Source organism: Veillonella parvula (assembly GCF_024461875.1).
GTDB classification, from domain to species: Bacteria; Bacillota; Negativicutes; order Veillonellales; family Veillonellaceae; genus Veillonella; species Veillonella parvula_I.
The window spans coordinates 1-23,515 of record NZ_JANGAL010000003.1 but is presented as its reverse complement, the minus strand read 5'-3'; the positions used below and the strand labels follow the sequence as shown (position 1 = coordinate 23,515).

Below are 23,515 nucleotides of genomic sequence, written 5' to 3'. Positions count from 1 at the left end.
ATACTATCATTGGGTAATAGTATTCAATCTTTAAGTAATAGTATTCAATCTGAAATTGTCTGATTACATCGCAATACACGCGGCTTGAACAAAGTCCTTTAGCTGCGGTTTTACATGATTATAATATACATCAGCGCCATAACCGCGCACGATATCGCCCCAGTATTTATATACATAGCGGTACCAGAAATGGAACATACTATTCGTGAAATGGTAATCCGCGTACTTCGCGTTCCCACGGTTACTTGCCTGAATGCGGCCCACGAGCCCCATAGAGATGAGATCGTTCAAACGAGATGTGAACGTACCACTTTTAATTTGGCTTTCTTGTAAAAGCTCCACGTAGTACGGTCTTTCCAATCTAGCAAGGCCCGTTAAAATAGCATTGGCACCGGTTATATTTTTCATATCTCGATGCAAGATATACTGTGTTTCTTCAAAGAGAGCTCCCGTTACTGAGAAGAACAAATTAATAATATTCGTATCGATGCTTTCACCATTATCAAAGTATTGCACATAGGCAGGCAAACCACCTGTTACAGCAAAGACGGTGCGCAAATCGTCCTTTGCATAGTGAAGGCCCAAGGATTTCATATCCACTAAGGAAAATGGTTTCACCTCGAGATATTCAGACACGAAAGGCCCAATAAGGCTACGATCGCCAATGATGCGGCCATCGAGCTGTTCCATGCCATTCGCCATCAAAATGATGTTTAAACGGCTCGTATCTTTATAGGTATCTAATAAATCACGCAAGTGAATGGGAAACTGAGGAACTGCTTCCACCAAGAATGGATAATCATCAATCACCACAGTCTGAGGTATTTTCACACTACTTTCAAAAAGTCTTACAAAGGCCTGCTGCAAACTCTCTACAGGCTCGAATGTATCTTGAGCATTAGCAGGAACAAAACGTGCCTCAAGAGCTCTATTTATATCAGCTACATGGACTGATTCATTGGCCATGCGCCCCGCCAAGTATATCGCCTTATGACGGCGTACAAGTTGCGAAGCCACATAGGATTTACCACTGCGATGAGGACCATATACAACACATAAACTCATTTGGCCCATTGCAATTCGGGACTGGATACGCTCTATAATTTCAGCACGTCCCACAAAATTCATATACTCACCTCCAACTATTTACGGAAATTATTATATCATAATTTTAAATCATTATTAAACTTTTTTTCATATAGTTAACATAGCTTTTTATTATGTTAATTTTTTTACGCATCAAATCAGAGCTTTTATGCGATACGTGTTATCTTACCATCATAAAAGGCCTTTTGATTACTTTATTCCCAGATACCTTTGATATCAATATATCCTATAAGGCATGGTTATATAAGTTATACATTATAAGATAAGATAAGCTATACATATTAAACTATATATTTTAATCTATATAGTTTAATCCATATATGTTAAAAATGACGTGCTACCTAAAAGGTATAGCACGTCATTTGCATGTAAAGCATATTAAATTGTTACTGAATTTTCTTATACTAAGTTTCTTAATAGTAAATATCTAACTTATAAATATCTAATTCGTAAATTCCTAATTACAAAATCTAATATTCCTAAATATCTTATGGATCAATTTGCGTTTGCATTTTCATCAATAAGATGCGCTTAATCGATTCATTGAGACGCTCGGTCGAAATCGTTCCATCCGCCACCGCTTGCGTCAGCGCACGATGGACTTCATCGATATGAATCGTATCCGCATCAACAAGAATGAGGTCACTGCCCGCCAAAATGGAAGCCACAGCGTAATCGCCTATCTTTTGATTGGATTGCAACGCACCCACATCGATACGGTCCGTCATAACGATACCCTTATAACCGAGCTCCTTGCGAAGCCAACCGTCTATAATCGGCTTAGAGGAACTCGCCAAGTGTTCATTATCGATAGCGGGAATCTGGATGTGACTCATCACAAGCATATAGCTATTCGCCGTCGTCTGCGCAATGAGACGTTTAAAGACGGCCACATCATTATTGCTGAGATACGCTTTCGCCTCATTAGCTGACACAAAGGACGCATCCCCTAAGGTCACCGCCGGAAAGTAGTTATAAGCGGACCACATATGATTAATTTGGTAACGCTCCACCATGGCAAGGTTTATATGACCTGCCCACGTGGGGTCAGATGTATAGGACATATTCGGTACGCCAAGGTTAGCATTAGGCCCAATAACCAAGTTAAAGCCCATATCCCGCATTTCAATAGCAGATCGCGTGGCCAAATTAATGATACGATCCATAGGCAATTGCCCCCATCGATTGGGCTTCGGCAACCGCAAGAAACTTTCATTCCCATGCAATATACGATCACGATGCACCGCAATATAAGGTGTCACCATGCTAGAGGTTATCGCCGTTTGCATGATATCGCTGGTGAAAGTTTTCACTTGGTTCTTATTAATAAGATTTTCATTCGTTAACATAACGCCACTGACACGGTATTTTCGAATCACATCCTTTTGAGATTGTCCTATCGTACTACCATGAAGGCTGATCATCATCAGCTGCCCTACCTTATCCTCTTGGGACATGGCCGCAATCCAAGTGTCCACCTTTTCAGACACGGGTTTGTTGGACTCCAGGACGGCACGGTACGATACGGTTCGTACCGTTTCTTGTTCTGCCTGACTCTCATGTTGGCATCCAGTTGTACCAACGACAGCAACTAGTAAGGCAAGGCCACTCAGGACCCGCCGAAAAAACTGGTTCATCTCTCCTAAAAGCTCCTTAATGCTTACGCAATATTATGAATATTATGGGCTTTCTATGTTGCTCTCCCAATGCAACACCCATAAGTCCCCTCTTGATCCGTACAGTATATTTTTATATTATACACTAAATGATTCATCTTTTCCTCATAATAAAATAATTTTTTTTATACTGAATTATTATAATAAAGTTATACAGTAAAAATATGTGAATTTTGAATAATTATATAAAAAAATCCTACGAATCGTTTAAAAAGTGACCGCACTGTAACAAAAGGCTACGTGAGTATCAAGTCACTCATGACCCGTAGGATTTTCTATTTTATGTTGTTATACCCTAAACAGCTAACGCTACTATATGTTTATAAACATTGAGTTGCCGTAACAGCCTACTGTTTAAGTAATCGACTATTATTAACCTTTAAATTTTTCTTTGTTTACTGGTACATAGTCAACACCAACTTGCACCATATTTAAACAATCGGCTATCATTAGCCTTTGAATTTAGGGGATGTTGGACATGTTTCAGGTGTTACGTCTTTACGAGTACCAAGAACCGCGCTGCGGTTTGTGTAGTGTGTGTGTAAAAGTTCGTGTGCCTTATGGCCCAATGGTTCGCCTAAGAAATCTTTGTACAATGTTTGGATTTCTTCATTTTCATAGGACGCAACCCATTTGTAGTTTTCATCAGCTTCGTAAAGACCGCCGATACGAGCTTCTTTAGTTTTCACGGCTTGCGGCAATTTAGTGCGCGGTTGGCCACCGCCACCAATACAGCCACCTGGGCACGCCATAACTTCGATGAAGTCGTAGTGTTTACCGCTGTCTTTCAATGCATTCAAGAAGTCACGTGTATTTTTACCACCGTGAACAACGGCAACGGACAATGTTACGTCATCACCCAATTGAACAGTTGCCTCTTTTACGCCTTCCATACCGCGAACGTCTTCAAGGTGAGTCAACGCGTATGGAGGTGGCTCTTTATCAGTGATGAGCTTATAAGCCGTACGCATCGCCGCTTCCATAACACCACCTGTGTTACCGAAGATGATGGATGCGCCAGTTTCCATGCCGATTAAGTCGTCGAATTGAGATTCTTCTACTGTGTTGAATTCAATATGTTCCTCTTGAATCCAACGGATGAATTCACGAGTTGTGATGGAAATATCTGTGTCCATGCCAAGAGATTCGTCATTGTGGTAACGAGCCGCTGCATTTTCTTCTTCCCGTTTCGTTTCTGCTTTTTTAGCCGTACAAGGGTTTACAGATACGGATACGATCTTACGAGGATCGATGCCTTTTTTCTCTGCAAAGTACGTTTTAATCATAGCCGCTTCCATAGCGATACAAGAACGTGTGGAAGACAAGTTAGGAATCAATTCAGGGAAATAGATTTCCGCAAAGCGTACCCACGCTGGGCAACAGCTTGTAAACTGAGGAATTTGACCGCCATTTTTAAGGCGTTCTACAAGCTCGGATGCTTCCTCCATGATGGTTAAGTCCGCACCAAAGTTAGTATCTACTACATAGTCTGCACCAAGTTTACGCAAGGCACCAACCATTTTGCCTTCCAAGAATGTACCTGGTTCATAACCAAAACCTTCACCGATGGATACACGAACTGCTGGAGCTGTTTGGATTACAACGATTTTTTCAGGATCAGCAAGGGCTGCTTTTACCTTTTCAAGCTCGGATTTAGCATGCATGGAGTCGAATGGGCATGCTGCCGCACATTGACCGCAATGGATACATACAGGCACATCGCCGTTTGCATCAAGGTCGTAGTAATCAAGAACGCTCATTACATCCGCACAAGCGCGACGGCATAACGTACAGTTTTTACACTTGGAAATGTCGTGATAAATGGATGGATTGTCGAGTGCAATCGGCACGCGTTTATCGATAAATTCGTATTGAGACATGAGGACCTCCTCTAACAAACTATAACTACCAAACCTATTGGGGCGAAATATGCTAAACTACGGAGCACTGCGCCCAAGCCATACTTCTGCATCTTACCTATAGTATACGATATGGTGAAAGTTTATACTATGTAGAATTGTTACACTTTTGCACAAAATCTCCAAAAAAGTGTAATATAAATCACATTTTACCATAGAAAGATGAATAATTCATCTATCTTAAGAGCGTTAACTAACGTGCCTTAATAAGTGACTTACTTATAGCGCTATAAAAACTAATGGCTTAATTGTTAATACTATAAAAGCTAAAACAAAATTATATTATACATAAAAAACGCACGTTCTTCTAAAGAACGTGCGCCAGTGAAACTTTCACAAAATCATTCAATCTAGACAAGCCTGTACTAATCAATATTATACTCATCTGTAGGATTCAATTATTTACCGCCCCAAATAAGTTGGAATACAGCGTACGCAGGCGTACCTGGCTCAACTTTACGGCTATTTTTATTAACTTGTTCCTCTTTCACAACATAACCTTGTGGGTTATAAAGAGTCACCTTAAGATCCTTAACTTCCCGTTTTTTATGATTGAACTCTTCAGTCACGATGTAGTGGTACCCTTCGTAGTCCATCGCTTTAATATCCATTACCGCTTTTTTATCATCTTTTTTAACAGAATCATTGTCGATAGACCAAGTAACACCATTGCTATCAGTGCCTACTGTATACCAATTAGCCGCATCAACACTACCAATACCGCAGATTAATAATGCGCCTGCTGCCAAAACAGCTGCCAATGTTTTTTTCATATTAATACCTCTCAAAGAAAATACAAAAATATACAAACTAGTATATAAGGAAAAACTAAATATTTTATGAAAAATAAACTTATGGACTCGAATCTTAAAGCTTCACATAATAGGTCGAACGGCCGCCACCTTTACGCTGAATACGACCAGCCTTCACAAGAGAACGTATTGCGCCTTCAATAGCACTATCGCTGATATTTGGACACCATTCTCTAATATCTTGCTTTGTGAAAGCCCCTAAATGCCTATCGATGGCAGCTTGCACCTGATTCATCGCAGAACCGCTATTTACTAGCAAAGCACTGCGGTCCTCAAAATCATGATAAGCGGCCAATAACATTTGTAACCAATACCGAATGAAAGCCGTAGGACAGGAGCTTTCACCATACCACGCACCACTAGACTCGCGTAAAGCCGCATAATACATGTCCTTATTTGCTGCAATTTTAGCCTCTAAGGACACATATTTACCAACCATAAAGCCACTGCGATACAACAATAACGTCGTCAACAATCGACTCATGCGACCGTTCCCATCATTAAAAGGGTGAATACATAAAAAGTCATGAATAAAAATGGGAATCGCTAGAAGTGGTTCCACCTCGCCATTACCTACAACCCGATTATATTCCGCGCAAATCTGATCGAGAGCCTCCGCCGTTTCATAAGGTGCTAGCGGAGTAAATAATACCTCTGTTCGACCATCTGGATACGTAGCACTAATATAATTCTGTACGCTCTTTAACTGCCCACTACGAACATTAAACTGATAATTATACAAAATCTTGTGCAACTGTAAAATATGGTTCCGAGACAACGATATGGAATCATAACTCTCATGGATAACATTCAATGCATCACGATATCCCATGATTTCCTGCTCATCCCGATTTCGCGGTATCGTCTTGTCAGCCACTAACTGCCGGAGACGTGTACTCGTCGTCACAATCCCTTCAATCGCATTTGAAGCCTCTGTACTCTGTACCTTTGCCAACTCTACAAGCGAGTCTAATATGGCAGGACTCTGTGAAAGCAAAACCTCCTCCTTGCCATTTGCCCGATAAATCCCCGCAATAAGACTCAAAATATCCATATCCCACGACAAAGATTGAATCTGACCATACTCAAAACGACGCATACACACACCTCCATTCCGCTCTAATCCCTTATAAATAAAACTATTCCCTTAAATTATACCATAAAATAAGGGAATAAATAATTCTCTATTCCTCTACCTTGTGTAATCCAACAGATTTGAAAGCTGATATTCGCCCTGTAAGAGTACTAATAATATAGAAAGCCCCGAATATCCTGAAACCGACTTAGGTCACTATGGAGGCTTTCAGGATAGTTCGGGGCTACTTATACGTTCTGAGTATCTAAATAGACAGAGCGAATATCAGCTTCTATTAAATTGTTGGATTATTTTCCCCATAGGGCCTGCATAACTTCCGCCCCCATGGTATCCGGTTCAATTTTCGTAGGTTTTTGTGCTTGTTTACTGGATAACAATGCTATACCAGCATTGCTATATACTGTTGTATCAAGTTCTGTCCATGTTTTTTCTTTACGATCGATTCGTACTGTGTAGATATATGTAAAGCCTTCAACATTGTTAATTTTAACAAGTACTGTAGCCGCATCATCTGTTTTATATACAGAAGAGTTGTCAATAAACCATGCCGCATCGTCAGCATCAGCATCGATATAGTACCAGTCAGCAGCACTAGCTTGACTAAAGCCACCTACAAAGAAAACCCCTGCTGCAAACATAGCAGCTAACCATTTTTTCATTTTTAAACTCCTCAACACTAGAGGCGACCATCTAAGATGGTCGCCCATGGTTACTTAATAGTTATATAGTATTTTATATTATTCTACTTCTTCTTCGATTTCAGCGCCTGGAATAACAGCAATACTAGCTACCTTATCACCTTCGTCGAGGTTTTGTGTTTTCACACCAGAGATAGCTTTGCCCTTCTTCACAGCGATGTCATTCATATTGAAGCGGATGATTTTACCTTGCTCAGAAATAAGCATGACTTCGTCATCGTTATGAACAACCTCTACGGCTACTACATCACCGGTTTTGTTTGTAATCTTGAAGTTCTTAGAGCCTTTACCACCGCGTTTTTGCAATGTATAAGCTTCCGCATCATTGCGTTTACCAAAACCTTCTTCAGAGATAGTAAACACTTGTGCTTCACTTTCATCAGTATTAAGAACACCAGCGCCTACAACTACGTCGCCTGCATTCAATTTAATGCCGCGCACGCCGTGAGCCGCCCGTTTCATGAGGCGCACATCGTGCTCGCTGAAGCGAATAGCGATACCCAACTTAGTGCCAATCAAGATATCTTGGTTGCCAGTCGTTACATTAACGGAAATCAAGCGATCACCTTCGTCGAGGTTAATTGCATTGAGGCCAGAACGACGGATATTGCGGTATTCTTCAATAGCTGTACGTTTTACAACGCCGAACTCAGTGACCATGAATAAATTTACATCTTCATGGACCCGTTCAAGGTCAATCATAGTCGTAACGGATTCGCCTACTGCGAGTGGCAATACGTTAACCATAGCAGTACCGCGAGAGTTGCGGGAGCCTGCTTCTGGCACTTCGTACGCCTTGAGGCGATATGCACGGCCTGCAGATGTGAAGAATAACAATGTATTATGGGTCCGCACATGCATAATTTGCGTTACATAATCATCTTCCTTCGTCTTCATGCCGATAACGCCAGCGCCGCCTTTATGTTGGTTGCGATATACGTTCGCGTTCATGCGTTTGATGTAACCTTGTTTAGTCAAGGTAATAACCATTTCTTCGTCAGCGATGAGGTCTTCTACATCAAGGTCGGACGTATCGATGGTGATTTCAGAACGACGAGGATCGCCGTATTTTTTCTTCATATCATCGAGTTCGTCTTTAATGATTTGACGTTGACGCGCTTCACTAGCCAAGATAGCTTTCAAATCTTCGATTAATGCCAATAATTCCTTGTATTCCTCTTCGATTTTCTCGCGTTCCAAGCCTGTTAAACGGCGTAAACGCATGTCGAGGATGGCTACCGCTTGTTTTTCTGAAAGCCCGAATTTTTGCATCAATGCATTGCGTGCAATTTCGTCAGTTTGGGAACTGCGGATGGTAGCAATCACTTCATCGATGTAGTCGAGGGCGATTAACAAGCCTTCCAAGATATGAGCACGCGCTTCGGCTTTATTAAGCTCGAATTGAGTGCGGCGTACGATAACATCTAGACGATGATCTAAGTAGTAACCCAATACTTCTTTCAAATTCAATACGCGAGGATGACCGTCCACAAGGGCTAGCATAATCACGCCGAATGTTTCTTGAAGTTGAGTGTGTTTATATAATTTGTTAAGTACGATGTCTGGTTGCACATCAGCCCGCAATTCGATAACGATGCGCATACCTTGGCGGTCAGATTCATCACGAAGTGCTGTGATGCCATCAATAACCTTGTCACGGCTCAAGTTCGCAATTGTTTCGATAACGCGAGCCTTATTCACTTGGTACGGAATCTCAGTCACTACGATTTTATGCTTGCCCTTAGACATCTCTTCGATGGTTGCACGAGCACGCATTTTAACGCTACCACGACCTGTGGAATACGCTTTTTTGATGCCTTCTCGGCCCAGAATGAGTGCACCAGTCGGAAAGTCTGGACCCTTAATAGCAGTCATCAATTCATCTACAGTCACATCCGGATTGTCGATGAGCATCGCTAGGCCATTACATACCTCGTTGAGGTTATGTGGTGGAATATTTGTCGCCATCCCTACGGCGATACCGCTGGAACCATTGATGAGAAGATTAGGAATCATCGCTGGCAATACAGTTGGTTCTTGCAAGCTTTCATCATAGTTCGGCATGAAATCAACAGTTTCCTTGTCGATATCGGCAAGCATTTCCGTTGTAATCTTCGCCATACGTACTTCGGTATAACGCATCGCAGCGGCACTATCGCCGTCGATGGAGCCAAAGTTACCGTGACCGTCAACCAAAAGGTAGCGCGTATTAAAATCCTGTGCCAAACGAACCGTCGCATCGTAAACGGAGCTATCACCATGTGGATGATACTTACCGAGTACGTCACCGACGATACGAGCGGATTTCTTGTACGGTTTATTTGGCGTCATGCCTGTTTCGTGCATCGCATACAAAATACGACGATGTACTGGTTTCAAGCCATCGCGCACATCTGGAAGCGCACGCATAACGATTACGGACATTGCATAATCGATGTACGCATTCTTCATTTCTTTATCAATCTGAACGGGATGAATATTCCCGTGGGACCATTGTTGGTCTGCCACAATCTCACCTCATTTTACTAACACTGATACTAATTCATCATATAATTATAGCATTTTTGCGTATATAACGCTATATTTTGTAAAAGTTCCTTCCCATTACATGGCCCAATTGTACAACTGTTGCATAGCTGTAATTAATTCTATAAAATATAGTAACCTCTATCTCTTATTCAATGAGCCGCATGTTGTATCATATGATCTAAAATGCTAACAAAATCTCGTTCTACAGCCGAAGTGTCGTTACCAGTACTACCAATACCTGTTAGCATGGTTTCTTTCCAATCATTTTTTGCCATAAATCGAAAGGCGATCAAATACTTAGCTTTTGTTTTGTCCGCTTCTCCTTTTGGTAGATAATAAAAGCCTACGCTTCTATCAGAACGAGGGTGCAATAACGCTGGGTTGTCTTGCGGTTTATACAGGCTATATATAGATTTCATAAAGGTTAGAATATCTCCACCCTTTACAGATTCGTCTACAAAGATAATCTCATCATATGTGAATAGAGATATCTTATTAGTACCTGCTACACGTGTCGCTTTAGACTTAGCTAGCTCCAAGGCTTCCTCGTGCGTCGCCATCCGTATGCCATACTGCTTAGCACGTTCCACTAACGAACCATTCAAATGAACTAAATACGCTTGTGAATACGCAAAATCCGCATCATTTTTTCGCTCGCCACCAGGGGCCGGCAATGTTGGCCGCTTGACTACAGAATTTGTAGTAAAGGAAATACCATTACTTTCATCATAAAACACATACACATTTCGCTGGAATGGCTTCTCCTTCTCCACCACAGACGACTGGAGAACAAGATTCGGATGCACAACAGCAAACTCCTTCTCCACGCTAGACTTGATATCCTCTGGTGTAGCAGGATCACCATTCTCCGTCGTCCAAATGAAAGAACAACCACTCAACACAACACTACAAACACCAACGATACCTAACAACACATACCTAAACAACCTCATACACAAAACCTCCCCTCTCTCTTTGTAGAAACTATAGAATGAATATGCTGGGATAACTATGGATAGGACTATATTATTATTGATGGGACACCTCTATAGCTAGTGTTTTAAAAAGTGCTATTACCTATTGATGAGCGACTTAGGTCACTATGGAGCGAAGAGATAGGTAATAGCACTTTTTAATTAATTACGTATATAGTTCTCGGGCCCCATCAATAATAATTACCTATTAACTAGTTCATCTAGCATATTCATCCTGTAATTTTCTATTACATTCATAAAGAATTGATTGTGTATCGGATTTTCGCTCATTCCGAATAGATGGCTATTGCAGTCACAGTCGCTACACCCAAAGTTCGGTACATTCCATTCCGCAATAGCTCGCACCGCATCAGCAAGAGCACATTCTACGTCGATTTTGGTTAGATCTACATCTGCACTTTCACGAGCAGCGGAATCATCGTCAGAGAGTTTACCTTTACGCCGTTCCTGAGCAGAAGTTGTCATAGCCTGCGGCCGCCCACTAGTACGAATCGGCAAGCCCGCTATCATTTCACAGTGACCGCGGAAGTAATCTAGATGCCAATGCATTTTCTTCCGTTTTCGTTTATGACGTTCAATGCGTTTCGTTAAATTTGCCTTCGCGGAACCAACATACATATAGTAACCAGGTTTGAAATGCATCATCCCTTTAGAACCGATTTCGAGATCTAGGTCGTGATTGAGGTACATGACCATCACATACACACCACTATCATGAGCCTCTGTGTCGAGGATACTACTTGGATAGGAACATTCATGTGTCACCGTAGGCATGGTGAAAGTCTCATCCCACGCCACAGCCACAGCTTTCCAATCTAATGAAGGTGCCACCTCTTTAAAGGTTTTAGCAAATTCCAAATCCGTATGATAATCTGGCAAGAACCACTGCGCTTGATCCCATTGTACGAGGAATAGAACACCCGTGTGGTAGCCTTCATTTTGTAATTCTTTCAGATGCAATAAATGCTTGCGGCCTCGCTCTGTAATAGCATCAGGGAACATGGCTCCCATCTTAGAGAACAAGGTACACGACTTAACCTCTAGTAAAAACTCATCCCCCTTATCATTGGTGAGGAGCAAGTCAAATCGAGATGATGTGCCATGTAGTTTAACCGTATATTCCCGTCTCACTACGCGCCACTCCTCCCAACCAGGGATACATTTATTTTCAATCAAATGTTGCGCCACATCGTTGCTGTAGTTTGTATCGAGCATGATAACAACGCCATCGCGCTCGATGCCTACCACGCGATATTTCGTCTTCGCATCCGGTTTATCGTGAGGCACGATGTACATCGTTACCCCCGTAAACAAGAGCTCCCACATGCGACCAGGATTTGGCAAATGAGCGAGTACACTTTCACCATTCAAATCTAAAGTCACCACAAAACGGTTCGGGCGACCTATATATGTTGCTTTTAAAATAGTATCGTAAAGGACTTTCATCGTTTCTCCTACATCAAGAACACTCTATATGTCTATTATACGATATGTAACCTTGGGTTTCATCTGTAAACAGTATCGTATATAATGATAGTTAGTAAACAATCAATAATTAATATTAAAAAAGTTCTATTTTTGTAGCTTGAGTTACATTATTGTTTGTTAAAATGGTTTATACTAAGAGCGTCGGGTCAGTATTCTAAATACCCATACTGATCATTACGCCGGGTTTTGATGAGGCATCGCCTAGTTGATCTCATCCCACTTGTCCGTATATATGTGCGAAGCTTTCACAAAACCCTAGGGCGTAAATAATTAATATATAAAGAGTTTTATAGATTAACTAAGTAGTTTTAGCCACTATTCTCCGCAGAGAGGGCTCGAGAAAGGATTTAATATGGCACAAATTGCAGCAAATTTACAACGCATAAAAAACGGTCAACGCCGTTATGCAATTACACCTCGCGTTCCTGCAGGTTTCATTCAACCAGATCAATTACAAAAATATATCGACGTAGCGAATGAGTTCGGCGCTGTTCTTAAATTAACTGGCAGCCAACGCATTATGATTACGAATTTGAAAGCAGAAGACGTAGATAAAGCATGGGAAATGCTTGGCATGGAGCCAGCGTACACTGTGTCCAACCGCGTGCGCAGCGTAAAAATCTGCCCAGGTACTACCTTCTGTAAACGTGCTAAACAAGACAGCGTACACCTTGGCATGCAAATTGAACGCAAATATTTATCTCTTGAAATGCCAAGTAAAATGAAAATCGGCGTGTCCGGTTGTCCAAACTCTTGTACTGAAAGCCGCATGAAAGATGTGGGCGTTATCGGTACTGTAGACGGTTGGAATGTATACGCTGGCGGTAGCGGCGGTGCGCATCCTCGCATCGGCGACCTCATCGCAGAAGTTAAAACAGAAAAAGAAGCTCTTGCATTAGTTGATCGAATCATCGCATACTATAAAGAAAACGCACAAATCGAACGCATGGGCGAATTCATCGACCGCATTGGTTTAGAGGCTTTCAAAGCAGCTGTATTGGGCGACCTTGAAGGGGCTCCAGCTGAAAGCAAATCCGAAGAACCAGCTGTGTTCTTGCCTGGTCAAGGTAACGATCCTGAAGTAGAAGCACCACGTCTCGAAGCAGGTTCCCCTATCACTCCAGACACAATTATTCGCGACATCGTTGAAACCTACCCACATGTTGTACCTGTATTACAAGGTATTGGTATGGGCTGCCTAGGTTGCCCATCTGCAACAGCTGAGCCATTATGGCAAGCCGCAGAAATCCACGGTTTTAATGTATACGATTTAGTAGAGAAATTAGAAACAGCACGAAAAGGAGCTTAATATGTCCGCATTCTTAGGTCACATCCATTACTGGTTATATCACAAAATTCAATTGCTCGTTGAGCGTGAAAATTTGATTTTAGAAAAAACTTCTAAAGTTGTTGATGATTTGGCGGAGGAACTACACTCCATCTCCGTAGATACATACGGCGAGCCAATTAATCCAAGCATTCCCTTGGAAAACATCATCGACCATGGCAATATTCACGGCTGGTTAGCTAACCAAATCAATATTGCTTCCGTTCGTGAAGCAGCTTTCATCAAAGATATGCTCGACACAAATTCCGGCGATGAAGCAGTACACGTAGTAACCGCTATTCTAGATGCCTTTGCAGTACAAGGCCAAGCATGTGGTGTTGTGGCTCAAGATAACCTTGAAGAACACACTGCACCAGCGATTTACAATGCGTTACAAAACTTCTACGTAAATGGCATGCCTTGCGATGGTGGTGACCAAGTGGTTTCTGAAAGTCCAGAAGAATTTACCTGGGTTGGCGACCACAGATTACAAGCAGGCTACTGGCGTACAGCGGGCGTTGACCCTAAGTTCATGGCATTAGCTTACCAAACATGGTTCGAGGCCTTTGTAAAAGCTATCGATCCAGCATTTGAACTTGTAACGACAGAAGAAAACGGCACACGTTTATATACCATTCGTAAAAAATAATATAAACTATCTACTCTCAGATATATGTACTGAAAAAGGAGCGTAACTTACGCTCCTTTTTTCATACCTATTTTTATATAAATTATACAATAGCTTAACTATTTTCGAAACTGTAGCCATAAGCACAGAATTGATAAACAATATCATTTATAATACAATTATAAGATAGATATACAACATAGTATGTATTACATTAAACTTTCAATATAAAAATTAGAACTAGGAGGTCCATTATGGCAGGCACAGTTAATCAAGAATTAGGTTTATTATTCCAAGGTCCTAACTATGTAATCGTAAAAAAAGGCGGCAAGGCTGGTGAAAAGGTGGAAAAACATAACCACCCTGAAGCTAATGTCATCTTTACAGTTGTAAAAGGTAAAGTACAAGTGTTCCTTAATGAAACTGAAGAGCATGTACTTGTACCAGGCCAAGTATTGGAATTTAACGGCGACAACTACATCCAAGCTACACTCGTAGAAGACAGCGAATTCGTTGTAAACCTCATTCATAAACCAGAATAAAAAGGAGCGCTTAGCGCTCCTTTTTATTTAACATCAATACCATTGATATTTTTTATATGTTTCTGCAGTTATATGAATAGTAATTTGATTATCATTAGATGCATTAATAGCAATTAAATCCATATCAGTACCATTGAAAAGATCTATATCAAAAGCATATATATTTGAGTATCCTTCACGTAATAACTGCCCATATTTATTAGAGTTTAATTCGACTGGACGTCCAGGATAAACTTTATCGCCCTTTTTTATAACCATATTTTCAATTAATGTAGGAATACCCATGTAAGGATTAGAATATGTTTGAATATAGACTTCTCTACGATTAATTAAATCCTCCCTTTCTTCATCAGTAAAAGGAATAAACTTTTGCTTTTCTTCATACACCTCATGTCGATAAAGACTATAAGGTGTCGCTATGACAAACAATGTTGGTGACTTGAATAATGCAGATAACCCACCAGGTGCCTTACTACCTAAATCATAATAATGTTTCTTTCCTTTTTTATATTCTGATAAAGCTCTTTCTTGATCGATTAGTGATAATGTAGATAAAATAGTTTTATTTTGACTAGATTGTATTTCTGGAGTATTATTGGCAACATAATGACTTAATTCAATTTTACTATTATCATTAGAACTATTAGCAAATACAGTAGCACCTAAAGTCAATATTCCCAAAGTAATAACTATTAACTTTTTCATAAATAGCTCCTTTATTTTTTAATCATTAATTTGATATAACACTTATACCCTAAATAGGATAATAATTAAAAAACTTTATTATATGCTTTTTCAAAAGCATATGCAGCGCCTATATAAAATGGATTAGCATAGCTATAATCTAATTGTTTATATTTAATATCATCTAAAATATTAAAATCTACCTTTACACTACCGTCAAAGCTATATACTTTATTAAGTTTATAAGTACCTATGATACCAGAATCCTTAAGTTTAGCTCTTTTTAAAGCTAATTTTGCCTCATTAAAAGATAGATTTATTACATTTAGAGTCCTAACAATACCTTCAATTGAATTATTATAATTATAATTAGCAATAAAATCAGATGAAGTAATACTACTCTCATTATAATCAATTAAATATGTTTGATATTTTAATGTATAATAAGGTGGATTGTAACGTAAGCTCTGTATAGAACTTAAATTCATATACAAATCTCTACTTTCATCAGAATACAATAATTTATATTGATTTGAATGTTGTAAATCATATAATGACACTGCATATGATATGAAAGAAATGGAACTTAATATACATGTCAAAAAGAAACACCTAACAAAAAATCGCTTATACATAAATATCCGCCCCTTCTAATTATTATGGTTAGTATATCATTTATCACTAAATAATGGTTAAATCAGCTTTAAAAACTTCATTAATTTTTCATTTTTAAAAAATAATAAAAATAGGAGATAGCTGATATTATTTAATCAACTAACTCCTATTTTTTATTTTCTATAATTATGCAAAAATAGCACTTTCTATAATATTTATAATAAGTTGTAAATTTACAGTATTTAATCAAAAGAATTATATTTAACAAATATAGTAAGCTCATATCGTTTTATATGCCCCGGTGCAGGAACACAGTCTGGATGAGGGTAACCAATTGGGAAGATGGCTACAGGGATGATATTATTAGGCAAGTTATATGCCTTGCGTACTTTAGCAGGATCAAAGTGAGCAACCCACGTTGTACCTAGACCGATATCGGCTACGGTAAACATAATATGGGATCCCACAATGCTAGCATCTACAACCCCCATATCCGCATCATCGTATTCTCGCTTCCAACTCACCGTATTATCGTAACAAACGATAATTGCCAACGGTGCATTGAAGTGACCATTAGTGCAATCTTTCAGCTTATCTAAGCTATCTTCTGTATTTAACACGAGCAGTCGTTGTGGCTGATAATTATGTGCCGTAGGTGCTAATCGAGCAACTGCTAGTAACATATCTACCTTCTCCTGTTCCACTGGTCGAGCATCGAACTTCCGAACCGAATACCGCTCTGTGGCTAACGCTTTAAAATCTTTCATTAAATCTCACTCCTTTATCGGATTTATTAAAATGTATTTTAATGAAAATTCCTATATAATCCTTTATATAATCCTCATAGTATAATAGTTCGCTATGTACCAGAAAAAATCCTGTACCACTTCTACCAAGTGTACTTATTTCTACCAAGAATGCATAAACTAGACTGTAACGTTTAGACAGTATATAGACAAGACAGAATATATGTTAAACAGTAAGTATCTTATACAAAAAATAACCCCCTAGCTGATACCTCAGTTAGGGGGTTTCGTGCTTATTATTTTTTAAGACGGCTAATTACTTCGTTAGTAATGTTTTCGATTTTGCTGTTAGCATCAGCAGCACGAATAGTGTATGGATCATCCAATACTACGTCCATTTGTTTTTCAACGCGAATAGCTTCAACAGTGTTGTGAATTGCTTGCATCATAGGTTGAGCAATTTTATTGATTTCTTCGTTTTCTTTTTGAAGCAATGGAGCTACAGTTTTGTTGAATTCTGCTTCTGCTTGTGCAGAGTCTTTAATCTTTTCAATTTCTTGTACTTTTTTTTCAATTTGTGGACGGTATTGAGCGTCTACTTGTTGCATTTTCATATCTAATGCACCATAGCCAGGGTAGCTATTTACTACTTGGCTCATATTTACTAAGCCAATGTTAGCAGCACTTGCTACTGCAGCAGTAGCAGACATAGCACCAACGATAGCTAAGGTAGTCAATTTTTTAGATAATTTCATCTGAAATCCTCCTCGATTAAAAGTGTCACTATACAATCCAATAGTGTACTATTTTTACTATAGCAAATCTTGCTAAATTTCACAAGACTATGATAAATAGCATAATAAAGCCCTATGAACTACTTATGAAAGTTATTAGAACTTAAAATAATACCCACAAGCATACTCTGAGACCCTTAAAGCAGTCAATACAGACATATTCAGAACACACATGTGGGCATTTCAACTTTCACCAATTATTTATAATTTGTCATCAAATAATGGTTTATTATTCACCGAATTATTGTTCATCATTTAAATAGATGTATTTATCGGATTTCAATTTGGATACGAGATCAGGTACCAAACCGATAAGGCGATCAAAGCTGCTGCTGTAAGGATTGCCCTTAATGTTGAACAATTCGATGCGGTCACCTTTAATAACAAGGATTGCACTTGGTTCCATCTTGGCACCACCGCCACCGCCGCCAGATTCTTGATTTTTATTGGCTGTGCAGTGGTTTGTACCAGTACCGAAGCCAAAGGTTACGTCAACGAATGGAACGAGCGTAGTGTCGCCGATTTGCACAGCTTCACCAACTACAGTTTCCACTTTAATCATATTTTTAAACTTCTCGAATAGGACTTCCAAATTCTCTTTTACATTACTGTTCTCCATCACAGTACCTCCGCTTTTTGTGAAAGTATTATTATTATAGCTATAATAATACAGCTCATATACTCAATTGACTTTATATATCCTTACGCTGTTTGACCCTGTTCGGCTTTTAGCTTTTCTAGCTGCTTTGCTTCCTTCCGTTTAACCCAGAAGACACGAGCACTTTCACCCAATAGGGAACGCATAGGTCTAGATACCAAAAATCTAGTACCATACCACGCCAATACGGCAAGAATCATACGACCTTTAATATGGCCGCTGCCTTCAGCTACCCAGTTCACATAATCTATCTCAATAGACTCTGCTTGCTCAGGCCAAATGCTATACAACATAGATGCAATAAGCCCCATCCGATACGGATCACCAATACCAAATCGGCCCTCTATAACCATATCACGTGGTTTAGAGTGGTTATAGCATCGTTTCGACACAAGGAATATCTGACGCCACAACTCTGTATTTCTCAAGTGTTTCATGAACCAGAATGTAGGAATTTCAGACTTGAATGATGCTACCGGATCATTGGGATCAGGCTTTCCAAAACGTTGTTTCACAGTCGTTTTAATATCATTTACCTTTGTAAATACCTTTTCCTTGATAGATCCGTCACTATTGAAAGTAACATGACTTACTACTTCATCATCATCTTGAATATGAGCCGTTGAATCTTGTTGTATCGAATCATACCGCTCAGCACGAGCTTGTGCATCCATATCCTTAGAAGCCGCATCAGGTCGCTCAATGCGCTCCTTTGCCCTAGGTGCGCTCCCCGCTCCTGGTGATTCATCATCATCAAAAATTGTATCGGAGCCTTGGGCGCTCTTCAAATCATCAAAGCTTGTGCCGCTAGAGCTTGCAGTTGGACCTTGTCCGCCTCCTTGCATAGCCTTTGCAAAAGCTTCTGCTTGTGATATGTCGCCGTCATCATCCATTACCTTTTGATATTCTTCATCTACACGATTTTCAAGCCATTGTTCATAGTCTTTCACAGGACCGATCTTAAGTACACCTAAAACGTATAATTCCTTAAAAAATGGTTTATTTTGAATGTACGCTAAGTGGAGTGAAAATACGCGCCACAGCCATTTGATACGCAGCTCGCCACGATATGGCGTCCGCCCATCAATTTCGATGCTATATGTGATTGGTGCCAGTAGGATAGTCAAGATGAGTGCTACAATGATGGCCACAATAACGAGGGCCACAATAGCCACTGTACTCAACCACATCACCTCCTTAGGTGTTCCTATGATTAGTTTTCAATGCCTTTTCGAGCCATTACGCCTTGCAGGTAGTAATGTTTAATCTCTTTCATCTCCGTTACGAGATCGGCCTCATCAATTAATTCTTGAGGCGCCCCACGGCCCGTAAATACGAGTTCCGTTTCTGGATGACGAGCATCGAGTAAAGCTTTAGTTTTATCCCATGTAATGAGTTCAAAGAAGAGAGCCATATTGTACTCATCAAGTACAACGAGGTCGTACTCACCACTGCTGATCGCAGCGAGTGCACGTTCATAGCCTTTTTCGATGAGAGCCACATAATCTTTCGGAGGATTACCAGACTCAAAGACAACGACTTCATCGCCCCATTTAGCAAGTTCATCCTTACTCTTCATGCCTTCTTTGATGATAAAGAATGGCTTGCCCACAGTTTCTAATGTTAAATTTGTTAAGGTAGGTAAAATAGTATGCTCACTATATACTTTAGATTTCATAAATTGTAAGAAGAGGACTTTCTTGCCAGCGCCGATGGCACGAATGGCTAGGCCGATTGCGGCAGTTGTTTTGCCCTTGCCTTCGCCGGTATAAACTTGTACATAGGCCTTCATAGATATACCTCCATTCATATACTTTTATTTTACAATATATATATACAAAAGGAAAGAAAAAGAACTTGCTATGAGCACATATGCACGCATAACAAGTTCTTTTTAGGTCTTATATAAGCTTTTATATTTCTAATTGCTAATTGGTAAGAAAATCATAGGATCTACAGGCGTATTATTAAGGCGTACCTCGTAATGAACGTGGGCACCCGTACTTTTACCAGTACTACCCATCAAGGCTATGGTTTGACCTTGTTTCACGCTCATCCCTACCGTTACCAATACGGCACTATTATGGCCATAACGGGTAACAAAGCCATTGCCATGATCGATTTCAACGAGGTTACCATAACCGCCGCTTGTATACCCTGCAAAGGTTACCACCCCTGCCGCAGTAGCCACGATTTGGGAACCATAGTCATCGGCAATATCGATACCTTCATGGAATGCACCAATAGCACCCGTAACAGGGTCAACACGGCTACCAAATGGAGATGTAATAACGCCCTTACTTGGCCAAATACTAGGTGTCGTACTATTCACAGCACCACCAGAACCAGCGGAGAAGTTGATGGATTGTAATGCCATCAAATCTTGTGCGCCACCATCGCGAAGGATATTGCGCATCGTATAGAAACTAACAAGCAATTTTTGTGCTTCCTTATCCATTTTGGATAGTCGAGCCGATAATTGTGCCGCTGTTAACGTCTGTGCTTCACTATTATCAGCGGCTTCCTGCTTTGGGTCGCTACCATCCCCGCCACCTTGAGCTGGTGTGCCAGATTCAGCGCCCTTCAGCATTTGCTTATTCTCTTCACTAATTTGATTTAAGTTTTGAATTTTCTTATCCAGAACTTCTGTTTTTTGTTGTAACAATTTCAACTGTTCCGATTGCAATTGCGTTTGTTGACGTAATTGCACAATCTCAGCTTGGCGCACGATGCCCCAAATACCGAGTACCAATGCCAAGACCAATACTACGGAACCAATAATGGCAACGAGTTTCGCTTGCTTGGTAGTTAATGTCAATATGCAGTTGTCACCATTTCTTTCAACTTTGTTTGAAATGAATGCCGGTATTTTCAACATAAAACTTCCTTATTTCGAAACGATAGCGCTCGTCAACGCTTCCTCATTAGTACGCTCACCCAACGCTTCGTTCAAACTTTCTAATTCTTCTTGTGAAAGACTTACTAAACTTTTACCTTTCACAATAGGTTTACTAAAAATACGAGATTCGCTACGACCGTAAATACTAGAGATACAGATACCATTATTGTTGCCATCTAGCAAGGTAAGCGCAAAGGACAAATCATTTCCGATATTTTCAAAGGCATTATACTTAATAAAGCCAATTTTTTGTATCGTATTACTCTGAATATTGCGGATCGCCACTTGCTCGGATAACAAGGACTCAAGGCCCTTCGCAGCATCGCGAATTTCACTGACCTCTACAGATAATTTACGCTCTAGGCTCGCACCATGCTCCCCTTGCATAAAGAAATCGTATTTCTTTTTCAAGCTACCTAAACGGATGTGTAAGATTACACAATATACGAATAACACTATAACAAGAACGATGGTAACCATGCCTATCCACGGTTGAATCGATTCGAACATGTATTTTCCTTCCTATACAATCATCAAAACTCCAACAGTTAATTATACCACTCCTATTGTGAAAGTTAAATGACTGCATGCAATTTAATTTAATATATCTAATATTTAATATATCTAATATAGATAAACGATACCTATATAACAATGTATATAACAAGCATGTAATGTATATCTAAATGTATGTGTTACATACATATTTCAATGATATTTATTAGGCTATTTATCAGCCCTCTAGTTCGTCAACAAATGGGCTTATTGCTCGTTCTAGTATACCATGTAGAGCTGCTATGAGTACACCGTAATTTACAATGGGTGTACCTTGTACAACAGCGCATTCTATACGACGTAACACCTCACGGCGTGTTAGCATACAAGCACCACAGTGGATGATCAAATCATACTGTGATACATCCTTAGGGAATGCTCCCCCACTAGTGAATTCTAACTGTAAATCTGTATGGCCTTGCTTCTTTAAAAGATTAGGTATTTTTACAGTCCCAATATCATCACATTGACGACGATGTGTACAACCTTCACTGATAAGTACCTTGGAACCAGCTTTCAAATTCTTAATAGCCTTAACACCAGCTACTAAATCCTGTAATTTTCCCTTGAACCGCGCCATCAAAATAGAAAAAGACGTCAACGGAATCGAATCAGGTGTTAACTCATCAACCCGATCAAACGCTTGGGAGTCACAGATTACCATTTTAGGGGGATTCTTAAGCGAGTGAATCATAGCCGGTAATTCTTCTGTTTGGCAGACTAAAGCTAGGCCTTTATGATCGAGAATTTCTCGGATAGTCTGTACCTGTGGCAAGATGAGTCGCCCCTTTGGTGCGGCACTGTCGATAGGACATACAAGAATGATTGTATCCCCCTCTTCAACTAAACCTTGTAAAAGAGTTTGCTCCCCTTCTACATCAAGTGGTGTTAGCCCACCGAGTAGATCAAGCAACTCTAATCGTTTCGCATCAGATGTGAAGTCAGCAGAGCCAATGACAGTAACCAAATCAGATAAACCCGTATGCTCTGCTATATAACGCTCTCCCAGTATATCTCTACCTACACTAGCTTTAGACTCCGTTAAATTGTTTGGCACCGCATTAATCTCATTAATGAAAAGTGCAACAGGTACATTATTTTGTTTCAAAAGACCTAACCAGTGCATATCGTCGGAGGTTGGCTCTTCATCGGTGCGAAGCACATAAACAGCCAAGTTAATCTTTTTCACGACCTCTTCGGTTTTCTCCATGCGCAATGCACCTAATTCAGTTGTATCATCTATACCAGCAGTATCAGTAATCACCACAGGGCCAAGTGGTAAGATTTCCATAGCTTTGCTTACAGGATCTGTTGTAGTCCCTGCCACATCGGATACTAACGATACAGGCTGATCAGTTAACATATTGATCAATGTAGACTTACCAGCATTACAACGGCCAAAAAAGGCAATATGTATGCGGTTTGCCTTAGGTGTTTGTTCCATAACCTATCCTTGTTACTTAACCTTCACATATATTACAAAATATATTATAAAGCTTCTGATAAATTATCTAATAACTTATCATATTATTTATTATAATCTCTTTAGAATACAGTAAAAGCGCAGCCCGTAGACTACACTTTTACTGCAGATTGTTATTATTACTATTACGACTATTGCAATTGCTATAGCTGTTATTATTGTTATTGTTGTTACTATTATCGTTACTATTATTGTTGGTGTTACGGCTATTGCTTTTGCTTTTGCTTTTGCTTTTGCTTTTGCTTTTGCTTTTGCTTTTGCTTT

The 23,515-nt window shown here is 39.9% G+C and carries 23 protein-coding genes; 3 read left to right on the top strand and 20 right to left on the bottom strand.

From position 1 onward, the window contains the following. Positions 1-63: 63 nt before the first annotated feature. The 9 genes from NE668_RS05970 to sfsA form a co-directional block, all read right to left on the bottom strand. Positions 64-1,128, bottom strand: coding sequence for an AAA family ATPase (locus tag NE668_RS05970; RefSeq protein WP_227037207.1), 1,065 nt, complete (start codon positions 1,126-1,128; stop codon positions 64-66). 467 nt (positions 1,129-1,595) lie between these two features. Further along, positions 1,596-2,744 (bottom strand): glycoside hydrolase family 3 N-terminal domain-containing protein, encoded by a 1,149-nt coding sequence (locus NE668_RS05965; RefSeq protein WP_227037206.1) that lies wholly within the window; start codon positions 2,742-2,744, stop codon positions 1,596-1,598. A gap of 488 nt (positions 2,745-3,232) precedes the next feature. Beyond that, positions 3,233-4,663 carry a [FeFe] hydrogenase, group A gene (locus NE668_RS05960; RefSeq protein WP_227037205.1) on the bottom strand — a complete coding sequence of 477 codons (1,431 nt, stop codon included), beginning with the start codon at positions 4,661-4,663 and terminating at the stop codon, positions 3,233-3,235. Positions 4,664-5,100: 437 nt separating this feature from the next. After that, positions 5,101-5,475 carry a surface-adhesin E family protein gene (locus NE668_RS05955; RefSeq protein ID WP_227037204.1) on the bottom strand — a complete coding sequence of 125 codons (375 nt, stop codon included), beginning with the start codon at positions 5,473-5,475 and terminating at the stop codon, positions 5,101-5,103. Positions 5,476-5,569: 94 nt separating this feature from the next. Further along, a complete protein-coding gene (locus tag NE668_RS05950; RefSeq protein WP_227037203.1) occupies positions 5,570-6,613 on the bottom strand; it encodes a Fic family protein in 1,044 nt (347 codons plus the stop codon). Positions 6,614-6,897: 284 nt separating this feature from the next. After that, positions 6,898-7,269, bottom strand: coding sequence for a hypothetical protein (locus tag NE668_RS05945; RefSeq protein WP_227037202.1), 372 nt, complete (start codon positions 7,267-7,269; stop codon positions 6,898-6,900). A 78-nt stretch (positions 7,270-7,347) separates the two neighbouring features. After that, the gene (gene gyrA / locus NE668_RS05940; RefSeq protein ID WP_227037201.1) at positions 7,348-9,816 is read right to left on the bottom strand and encodes a DNA gyrase subunit A; all 2,469 of its coding nucleotides are present in this window, start codon (positions 9,814-9,816) and stop codon (positions 7,348-7,350) included. A gap of 170 nt (positions 9,817-9,986) precedes the next feature. Continuing rightward, positions 9,987-10,790, bottom strand: a complete 804-nt coding sequence (locus tag NE668_RS05935; protein ID WP_227037200.1) for a hypothetical protein — start codon at positions 10,788-10,790, stop codon at positions 9,987-9,989. Positions 10,791-11,012: 222 nt separating this feature from the next. After that, on the bottom strand, positions 11,013-12,278 hold the full coding sequence (sfsA, locus tag NE668_RS05930) for a DNA/RNA nuclease SfsA (protein ID WP_227037199.1): 1,266 nt from the start codon (positions 12,276-12,278) through the stop codon (positions 11,013-11,015). A 394-nt stretch (positions 12,279-12,672) separates the two neighbouring features. Between sfsA and NE668_RS05925 the strand changes: the two genes are divergently transcribed. The 3 genes from NE668_RS05925 to NE668_RS05915 all read left to right on the top strand — a co-directional run bounded on the left by NE668_RS05925 (position 12,673) and on the right by NE668_RS05915 (position 14,817). Then, a complete protein-coding gene (locus NE668_RS05925; RefSeq protein ID WP_004694418.1) occupies positions 12,673-13,629 on the top strand; it encodes a DUF1858 domain-containing protein in 957 nt (318 codons plus the stop codon). Position 13,630: 1 nt separating this feature from the next. Next, complete coding sequence (locus tag NE668_RS05920; RefSeq protein WP_227037198.1) at positions 13,631-14,296, top strand: hypothetical protein; 666 nt, start codon at positions 13,631-13,633, stop codon at positions 14,294-14,296. 233 nt (positions 14,297-14,529) lie between these two features. Then, positions 14,530-14,817 (top strand): cupin domain-containing protein, encoded by a 288-nt coding sequence (locus NE668_RS05915; RefSeq protein ID WP_004694414.1) that lies wholly within the window; start codon positions 14,530-14,532, stop codon positions 14,815-14,817. A gap of 33 nt (positions 14,818-14,850) precedes the next feature. Here NE668_RS05915 and NE668_RS05910 read toward each other — a convergent pair whose 3' ends face one another. The 11 genes from NE668_RS05910 to NE668_RS05860 form a co-directional block, all read right to left on the bottom strand. Continuing rightward, positions 14,851-15,522 (bottom strand): hypothetical protein, encoded by a 672-nt coding sequence (locus NE668_RS05910; RefSeq protein ID WP_227037197.1) that lies wholly within the window; start codon positions 15,520-15,522, stop codon positions 14,851-14,853. Positions 15,523-15,587: 65 nt separating this feature from the next. Further along, a complete protein-coding gene (locus NE668_RS05905; RefSeq protein ID WP_227037196.1) occupies positions 15,588-15,989 on the bottom strand; it encodes a hypothetical protein in 402 nt (133 codons plus the stop codon). 369 nt (positions 15,990-16,358) lie between these two features. Next, positions 16,359-16,883, bottom strand: a complete 525-nt coding sequence (locus NE668_RS05900) for a nitroreductase family protein (RefSeq protein WP_227037195.1) — start codon at positions 16,881-16,883, stop codon at positions 16,359-16,361. A gap of 275 nt (positions 16,884-17,158) precedes the next feature. Next, the gene (locus NE668_RS05895; protein WP_004698051.1) at positions 17,159-17,617 is read right to left on the bottom strand and encodes an OmpH family outer membrane protein; all 459 of its coding nucleotides are present in this window, start codon (positions 17,615-17,617) and stop codon (positions 17,159-17,161) included. Positions 17,618-17,897: 280 nt separating this feature from the next. Then, on the bottom strand, positions 17,898-18,275 hold the full coding sequence (locus NE668_RS05890; RefSeq protein ID WP_004694406.1) for a GerW family sporulation protein: 378 nt from the start codon (positions 18,273-18,275) through the stop codon (positions 17,898-17,900). Positions 18,276-18,358: 83 nt separating this feature from the next. After that, positions 18,359-19,498, bottom strand: coding sequence for a hypothetical protein (locus tag NE668_RS05885; RefSeq protein WP_227037438.1), 1,140 nt, complete (start codon positions 19,496-19,498; stop codon positions 18,359-18,361). A gap of 29 nt (positions 19,499-19,527) precedes the next feature. Beyond that, a complete protein-coding gene (locus NE668_RS05880) occupies positions 19,528-20,106 on the bottom strand; it encodes a cob(I)yrinic acid a,c-diamide adenosyltransferase (protein WP_004694402.1) in 579 nt (192 codons plus the stop codon). 129 nt (positions 20,107-20,235) lie between these two features. Beyond that, positions 20,236-21,192, bottom strand: coding sequence for a M23 family metallopeptidase (locus NE668_RS05875; protein ID WP_077707865.1), 957 nt, complete (start codon positions 21,190-21,192; stop codon positions 20,236-20,238). A gap of 9 nt (positions 21,193-21,201) precedes the next feature. Then, complete coding sequence (locus NE668_RS05870; RefSeq protein ID WP_004694397.1) at positions 21,202-21,723, bottom strand: DUF4446 family protein; 522 nt, start codon at positions 21,721-21,723, stop codon at positions 21,202-21,204. A 223-nt stretch (positions 21,724-21,946) separates the two neighbouring features. After that, complete coding sequence (hydF, locus tag NE668_RS05865) at positions 21,947-23,212, bottom strand: [FeFe] hydrogenase H-cluster maturation GTPase HydF (RefSeq protein WP_227037194.1); 1,266 nt, start codon at positions 23,210-23,212, stop codon at positions 21,947-21,949. A 90-nt stretch (positions 23,213-23,302) separates the two neighbouring features. Next, positions 23,303-23,515, bottom strand: a 213-nt coding sequence (locus tag NE668_RS05860) for a hypothetical protein (protein WP_256196189.1), incomplete at its 5' end; no start/stop codon positions are given.

Coding starts and splice junctions, on each gene's coding strand:
- NE668_RS05925 (WP_004694418.1), top strand. CDS start 12,673: ATGGCACAAATTGCAGCAAATTTACAACGCATAAAAAACGGTCAACGC.
- NE668_RS05910 (WP_227037197.1), bottom strand. CDS start 15,522: ATGAAAAAGTTAATAGTTATTACTTTGGGAATATTGACTTTAGGTGCT.
- NE668_RS05880 (WP_004694402.1), bottom strand. CDS start 20,106: ATGAAGGCCTATGTACAAGTTTATACCGGCGAAGGCAAGGGCAAAACA.
- NE668_RS05870 (WP_004694397.1), bottom strand. CDS start 21,723: ATGTTCGAATCGATTCAACCGTGGATAGGCATGGTTACCATCGTTCTT.
- sfsA (WP_227037199.1), bottom strand. CDS start 12,278: ATGAAAGTCCTTTACGATACTATTTTAAAAGCAACATATATAGGTCGC.
- NE668_RS05950 (WP_227037203.1), bottom strand. CDS start 6,613: ATGCGTCGTTTTGAGTATGGTCAGATTCAATCTTTGTCGTGGGATATG.
- NE668_RS05920 (WP_227037198.1), top strand. CDS start 13,631: ATGTCCGCATTCTTAGGTCACATCCATTACTGGTTATATCACAAAATT.
- NE668_RS05960 (WP_227037205.1), bottom strand. CDS start 4,663: ATGTCTCAATACGAATTTATCGATAAACGCGTGCCGATTGCACTCGAC.
- NE668_RS05900 (WP_227037195.1), bottom strand. CDS start 16,883: ATGAAAGATTTTAAAGCGTTAGCCACAGAGCGGTATTCGGTTCGGAAG.
- NE668_RS05970 (WP_227037207.1), bottom strand. CDS start 1,128: ATGAATTTTGTGGGACGTGCTGAAATTATAGAGCGTATCCAGTCCCGA.
- NE668_RS05935 (WP_227037200.1), bottom strand. CDS start 10,790: ATGAGGTTGTTTAGGTATGTGTTGTTAGGTATCGTTGGTGTTTGTAGT.
- NE668_RS05905 (WP_227037196.1), bottom strand. CDS start 15,989: ATGAATTTAAGTTCTATACAGAGCTTACGTTACAATCCACCTTATTAT.
- NE668_RS05895 (WP_004698051.1), bottom strand. CDS start 17,617: ATGAAATTATCTAAAAAATTGACTACCTTAGCTATCGTTGGTGCTATG.
- NE668_RS05955 (WP_227037204.1), bottom strand. CDS start 5,475: ATGAAAAAAACATTGGCAGCTGTTTTGGCAGCAGGCGCATTATTAATC.
- NE668_RS05915 (WP_004694414.1), top strand. CDS start 14,530: ATGGCAGGCACAGTTAATCAAGAATTAGGTTTATTATTCCAAGGTCCT.
- NE668_RS05890 (WP_004694406.1), bottom strand. CDS start 18,275: ATGGAGAACAGTAATGTAAAAGAGAATTTGGAAGTCCTATTCGAGAAG.
- NE668_RS05965 (WP_227037206.1), bottom strand. CDS start 2,744: ATGAACCAGTTTTTTCGGCGGGTCCTGAGTGGCCTTGCCTTACTAGTT.
- NE668_RS05875 (WP_077707865.1), bottom strand. CDS start 21,192: ATGTTGAAAATACCGGCATTCATTTCAAACAAAGTTGAAAGAAATGGT.
- hydF (WP_227037194.1), bottom strand. CDS start 23,212: ATGGAACAAACACCTAAGGCAAACCGCATACATATTGCCTTTTTTGGC.
- NE668_RS05945 (WP_227037202.1), bottom strand. CDS start 7,269: ATGAAAAAATGGTTAGCTGCTATGTTTGCAGCAGGGGTTTTCTTTGTA.